The sequence below is a fragment of the Proteiniphilum sp. UBA1028 genome (assembly GCF_002316955.1).
Lineage (GTDB): Bacteria > Bacteroidota > Bacteroidia > Bacteroidales > Dysgonomonadaceae > Proteiniphilum.
This window is the reverse complement of the sequence record NZ_DCEN01000020.1, coordinates 37736-44436: the sequence shown is the minus strand read 5'-3', so window position 1 is coordinate 44436 and position 6701 is coordinate 37736. Positions and strand designations below refer to the sequence as shown.

5 protein-coding genes are annotated in these 6701 nt (G+C 40.6%); all 5 read left to right on the top strand.

The window, feature by feature from the left end; genetic code table 11:
- Window positions 1–591: 591 nt before the first annotated feature.
- The gene (locus tag B3Z75_RS02415) at window positions 592–1539 is read left to right on the top strand and encodes an NAD(P)-dependent alcohol dehydrogenase (protein WP_294067337.1); all 948 of its coding nucleotides are present in this window, start codon (window positions 592–594) and stop codon (window positions 1537–1539) included.
- Window positions 1540–1641: 102 nt separating this feature from the next.
- Window positions 1642–2925, top strand: coding sequence for a glycosyltransferase family 4 protein (locus B3Z75_RS02410; protein ID WP_286854112.1), 1284 nt, complete (start codon window positions 1642–1644; stop codon window positions 2923–2925).
- A 297-nt stretch (window positions 2926–3222) separates the two neighbouring features.
- The gene (locus B3Z75_RS02405; RefSeq protein WP_294067334.1) at window positions 3223–4380 is read left to right on the top strand and encodes a glycosyltransferase family 4 protein; all 1158 of its coding nucleotides are present in this window, start codon (window positions 3223–3225) and stop codon (window positions 4378–4380) included.
- Between the two features lie 308 nt (window positions 4381–4688).
- Window positions 4689–6113, top strand: coding sequence for a sialate O-acetylesterase (locus B3Z75_RS02400; protein ID WP_286854119.1), 1425 nt, complete (start codon window positions 4689–4691; stop codon window positions 6111–6113).
- Window positions 6114–6492: 379 nt separating this feature from the next.
- A complete protein-coding gene (rpsU, locus tag B3Z75_RS02395) occupies window positions 6493–6684 on the top strand; it encodes a 30S ribosomal protein S21 (RefSeq protein ID WP_286854122.1) in 192 nt (63 codons plus the stop codon).
- Window positions 6685–6701 lie beyond the last annotated feature (17 nt).

The window sequence follows — 6701 nt, the reverse complement described above, 5'->3', positions numbered from 1 at the left end:
AACGCATCACACCTTTGACAATAAAAACTCGGAAATAGATCAATATGGAAATCCGGTACTTGATGTTTTCGAAGCCAATGACGCCGCTAAAGCATTCGAAGATTTATGGTTTTACAGCAATCCTATTTTTGTGAACAAAATTAACTGAGTTTTTTTAGTCTTTCTTCATTTCATAGTGGATGATCAAAGGGGTCATCCACTTTTTTGTTTTAAAATTATTGATAATAAGGGAATATGACGATAATTTACATTATGAACATTTCTACTTATAATCTCACAGTACAAAGTGCGTGTAAACTATAAATTAAGAAGTCATTGATGGAAATGTCATTTCTTTTAAAAAAGAAAAACATACATATAAAATGTCAACATATCCCTATCAATATGTAACAAACTCTTCACAAATTCTTTACCAAATCGTAACATCTTATCGATAAATTTGTGAGAAATTTATTGATAAAGAGAATAAATCTTACTTTATTACCTATGTCGATTTTTGCATCATGCCTAACTGCTCAGAATTAATTTTACAAGATTATTGACGTTGGTTAATTGACATCCGGTGTATAGGTTTTAAAACAAATGAAATTTATGGAGTATATGAAAGCTGTTATTTGTACGAAATATGGCGCTCCTGACGTGTTAAGACTTACCAAAGTACTCAAACCTAAACCCAAGAAAGATGAGGTTTGTATAAAGATTTATACCACTGGCGTAACGGCAAGTGACATGTTTATCAGAAGCTCGCAGGTTCCGTTATGGATGATGATACCCATGCGCCTGAAGATAGGGATTTTAAAGCCTAGAAAAGAGATTTTAGGCTCCGTGTTTTCCGGCGTTATTGAATCGGTCGGGGATGAAATCAAACGTTTTAAAGTAGGCGATGAGGTTTACGGAATGCCCGGATACACTTTCGGGACCTACGCCGAATACCTATGCCTGAAAGAAACAGATTCATCAAAAGGATGCATTGCTCTCAAACCCAAAAACATCACTCATGAAGAAGCGACCGCCGCCGCGTATGGCGGATTGCTTGCCCTGCAACAAGTTGAAAAGAGCAATCTTCAAAAAGGCCAAGAAATTCTTATTTACGGTGCGTCAGGGACATCGGGCACGCTTGCCATACAGATAGCAAAACATATCGGCGCCAAGGTTACCACTGTGTGCGGCAACACAAATGTGGAGATGGTGAAAAAGTTAGGTGCTGACGAAACAATAGACTATACCAAACAACATACTATTCCCAAGGGAGTAACATACGACTTGGTATTGGACAGCGTGGGAAAATTCAAAAAATCGAAATTAAAAAGTGCTTGTAAAAAGGCTTTGAAGCGAAATGGCCAATATCTTTCGATAGACGATGAAGCTTTGCAGTTGGATTCAAAACGGCTTGAGAGAATAACTTCACTTATTGAAGCCAACTATATAAAACCTGTTATGGATAAGATTTATCCTTTGGAAGAAATTGTGGGAGCCCACCACTACGTGGAAACCGGGCATAAAAAAGGTGGTGTGGCGGCAATCGTAGCTAATACGTAAATAATTTTTACGACGTTTACGAAATCCTTTTGCCCCTTTCATCGATTAACGCTCACTATGTTTGTCCCAAAAGACAATGCACTTTAGTTGTATTAATGTGATATGGAAAATAGTTTCGATTTAGAAGTAATTGAGAGAAAAACGCTTTTCAAAGCTGGTAATCAATTGGCTCTACATCCTAACGGACGAATAAAATATCTGTCTCCCCCCACTGTTAAGGTAGCTTTCTTTGCCGACATTTTGATTAAAGACTTCGACGGTGCGATTAAAACCATATATCAGCTTATCGAGAGAATTCCAAAAGTTGGTTTTGCATATACTTTTTTTACCGGCACGGCGCCAGAACATCGTTTTAAACACAAGGTAATAAAAACTCCTGCAATAAGAATCCCATTCAACATAAGCTACAAGATGGCTTTCCCACGCTTAAGCAGAGCAAAGCTGCTATTGTCTTTGTCAAAATTAAATCCAGATGTAGTTCACATCACAACTCCTTCTGCCATTGGCTTTTTTGGTTTAGACTACGCAAAAAGAAATAATAAACCGGTCTTATCCATATACCACACTCACTTTGTTTCTTACGTAAAATATTATCTCAAATATGCCCCGTTTCTTATAAAACCAGTAGAATCTGTGATTAAAAAAATATACAAGGTATTTTACAACCAGTGTGACATTGTTTATGTACCTACACAGAAAATAATGGAAGAGCTGCAAGCTTACGGAGTGTCGGGAAGTGTTATGAAATTGTGGCAGCGCGGCATCGACTCTCATTTATTTAATCCATCGAAAAGAGATATCAATTTTATAAGAAATCTTACGGGTAACGATAAACCGTGTATCTTATTTGTGTCACGACTGGTTTGGGAGAAAAACGTGGAAACATTGTTTGGTATTTACGATGAAATCGAATCGCAGGGTATAGACGTTAATTTCGTTATCGCAGGAAATGGCGTAGCCGAAGAAAAAGCTAAACTGAAAATGAAAAATGCCATTTTCCTTGGTTTTCTCGATCATGAAAACCTGGCAAAAGTATATGCATCGTGTGATATTTTTGTCTTTACGTCAATATCTGAAACATACGGAAATGTGGTAATAGAAGCCATGTCGAGCGGATGCGTCCCGGTAATTGCAAACGGCGGCGGATCAAAAGCATTGGTAAAAGACGGGATAACCGGTTTTCTGTGTGAGCCCGATAATCCAACAGACTATATCAATAAAATAAAGACCTTACTCAACAACAAACAACTTAGAGAAAAAATGCAAACGGCGGGTTATGAGTATGCTTTACCATTATGCTGGGATGAACTGTCGAGAGAATATTTCAAAGATATTGAAAGCCTCGCGCATGTTGCCCTTCCTAATAAAGAGAATAGACGTTTATAATTTTATAAAAAAAAACAAAGTGTATTTTGTTGCCATCCTGCTAATAATCGCATTTATTCTTATCGGAAAATTCATCTCGGCTATCGATTTTAGAGAGCTGAAGAGATCCTTATATGAAATGCCGGACATGATTGGCGGTGTTGTCCTCGCTTCCACATCTGGTTACGTCACATCTATAGCCAGACAGCTGCTTTGGCTTGGTACGGCTGGCGTTTTTTACTTCATACTCCCAAAAGAGACACAAATCAAACTATCCAAATGACTGAAATTCTGTGCATAACTCATAAATACCCGCCTATGATCGGCGGTATGGAACAACAAAGCTTTGAGTTGATAAAAGGATTGTCAAATCATTACAAAACTCACGTAATTGCCTATAAAAACGGGAAAAGCAAAATTATGTGGTTCAGACACCTTAAATCCGATATCCAAACCACATTAAAAGAAAATCCGAACATCAAACTTATCCACTTAAACGATGGGGCAATGGGAATTGCTTGTCTATGGTTAAAAAAAAACACGAACATTCCCGTTATTGTAACTTATCACGGATTGGACATCACATTTCCTCTCGATATATTTCAACATAAGTTGATACCCAAATTATCAGAGTTTGACGGAGCGATATGCGTGAGCCAATCTACCCAGAATGAATGTTTACAACGAGGATTCAATAAAGATAAAACGTACACCATAAAAAATGGTGTGGACATTCGTTTGGGCGACATTCCATTTGATAGAGATATCATTGCAAAACTTCAAAACAATTACAATATTGATGTGACAGGTAAGCATATTCTGGTAACAGTGGGAAGGCCGGTTAAAAGGAAAGGATTTTCATGGTTTTTAAAAAACGTAATACCCCATCTTGATAGTAATATCTGTTTGTTAATGATTGGGCCGATGAAAACAGAGTTCCCTTTTTTCGAAAAAGCATCGCAAGCTCTACCTCACAGTCTTAGTCAAAAGGTTCAATTGATGCTCGGTTTAGCATCCGATGCACGAGAAGTGGGCGAACAGCTGAAGCTACAGAAAAATGTTTTTCACCTAGGCAGCCTGCCATATACAGATTTACTGCAAGTGCTATCTCTTGCCGATTTGTTCATCATGCCGAATATTCGCGTAGAAGGCGATATTGAAGGATTCGGACTGGTAGCTTTAGAAGCGAGTATGCGCGGTACTTTTGTTCTGGCTTCGGGAATCGAAGGAATCACGGATGCAGTTATCGATGGTGAAAACGGCTACCTGTTGCCCAGCGAAGATGCTCCCGCATGGATTGATAAAATTCACGAATTATTATCCGACAAAAAGAGACTTAAAGCATTATCAAAGCGAGGTGAAAAATTTACCCGGAAAAATTATTCGTGGGAACTCATGGTAAACAATTATAAGATGGTTTTCGATAAATATATCAGTATGTCTAAGCAGTCATTATCAGTCACGAAAGAGAGATAAAAAATTCGGGAAATGGGTAACAATAAGATAATGTAACTGATATCAAAAAAGTAGTCATTTGTATCGTATCCGTGCCATAAGATTATGATTAACAGATTTACAGTGATAATTGTTTCTTGAAGAAGTAAAGTAAGCGATTGAAATAAATCTTTGAATGCCATCACGAGGCTGTCTCTTATTTCGAGACAACCTCATTTTTTTCTATGTCACAAAACTGAGACAGGAGATAGAACGCAGACAAATAGTATTTTTTTAAAAAAAACATTATTTTTGCCTATTAATTAGTGAAAAAACATAATTTACGTGTCATGAAAAAAATTACAAAATCAGCCTGCCTTGGATTTCTTTTGTTCCTTTCCTCCGCCATATTCTCGTTGAATGCGGAGATTAAAATGCCTGCCATTTTTGGCGACAACATGGTATTGCAACAACAAACGGAAGCGGCAATCTGGGGTTGGGCAAAGCCAAACTCCACCGTTCGGGTTACCACCTCCTGGGACAGGAAAAGCTATTCGGCAAAAAGCGACCTGCAAGGCTATTGGAAACTGAAGGTGAAAACACCAGCTGCTTGCCATATGCCCTACACCATAACAATTAGCGACGGCAAAGCAGTCACGCTGAACAACATTCTGATCGGGGAAGTATGGATCTGCTCCGGACAATCCAACATGGAGATGCCAATGAAGGGTTTTGCAAATCAACCGATCGAGGGAGGGCCGGAAGCGATTGCCACCTCCCGGAATCCCGGCATCCGCTGTTTCACCATGAAAAAGGCTTCCAAGTCAGCCCCTCAGACCGACGGTGAAGGCACTTGGGAAATAGCAGGGCCGGAGACAACACCGGATTTCACGGCGACAGGCTATTTTTTCGGCCGCTTGCTGAATCAGGCGCTGGATGTTCCTGTCGGACTGATCCACACCAGCTGGGGTGGCTCGCGCATCGAAGCCTGGATGACACCCTCTTCCATCAAAAGCGTAATAGCCGATGTTCAGATTCCCGCAACCGATGCCGACATAAAATCAAAAAACGGAACGCCCACCGTATTATATAATGGTATGTTACATCCTATCGTAGGATATGGCATTCGTGGTGCCATCTGGTATCAGGGTGAATCCAACCGGGATGAGCCGGACAGATATGTGGAGCTGTTCGACAAGATGGTGCGCGAATGGCGCACAATCTGGGAGGTGGGAGAATTCCCGTTTTACTACTGCCAGATTGCTCCCTATAACTATGGCGGGGGACTCAACTCCGGCTTCATACGCGAAGCACAGGCCAAAGGAATGAAGACAACGCCCAACACGGGAATGGCTGTTTTGATGGATTCGGACAGTCCGGGCTGCATCCATCCGCCAAAAAAGAAACAGGCCGGCGAACGAATGGCACTTTGGGCGTTAGCAAAAACATATGGCATGGAAAAGATACATTACCGCAGCCCTGAAGTTCAATCTGTGACAATGGAAGGCCGCATTGCCGTGCTCACGCTGGATATCCCCGCTAACCCCGGGCTCACCACGTACGGGAAAGAGGTTTTTCAGTTTGAGGTTGCAGGCGATGACAAAAGATTTTACCCCGCTAAAGCAGCTGTTGCCGGTAACCGGATTTTCGTGTTCTCACCCAACGTGGAGAAACCGGCAGCTGTCCGTTATTGCTTCAACGATACGCAAGCAACGGAAATATTTACGGTAGAAGGGAGTCTCCCGCTTTCATCTTTCCGCACCGATAGCTGGTAAAAGAAGAATCCCAAAAAAGACAACAGTGAGCAGCGGCATAAGTGAAGAAATTAAAAAAAATAGCGCCCTATAGTGTTGATATTTATATTTTTATTTTGTATCTTTGCCGCCCAAATAGAAGGGAGGTTTATTGATTACGCGCGATAACACAGCGAACGCAAACATAAAAGCATGCATTGTTCCGGCACAGGGAAAGTTTTTCTCTGCAAGAAAATCAATAACTAACCGCTGAACGGAAAAGACATCGAGGCACGTCAGAAAGAGAGCTGCACAGCCCTGATTCATCAGACGCCCCACCGAACAGCGATATAAAAGAAGGGCTGAAAGCTCAAAAAAAGCCGAAAGCCAAAGCATTAAAACAACAAAAAAACAAACAATAATGATCGTAGTACAATTAAAAGAGGGTGAAAACATCGAAAGAGCCCTGAAGAAATTCAAACGCAAATATGAAAAGACAGGTGTTGTAAAAGAGCTTCGCAGTCGCCAGGCATTCATCAAACCCTCCGTTGCAAAGCGCAAACAAAAACAACACGCTGTCTACGTACAGCAGCTCCACGAAAACGAAGAATAATTGCGATTAGCGAGGGC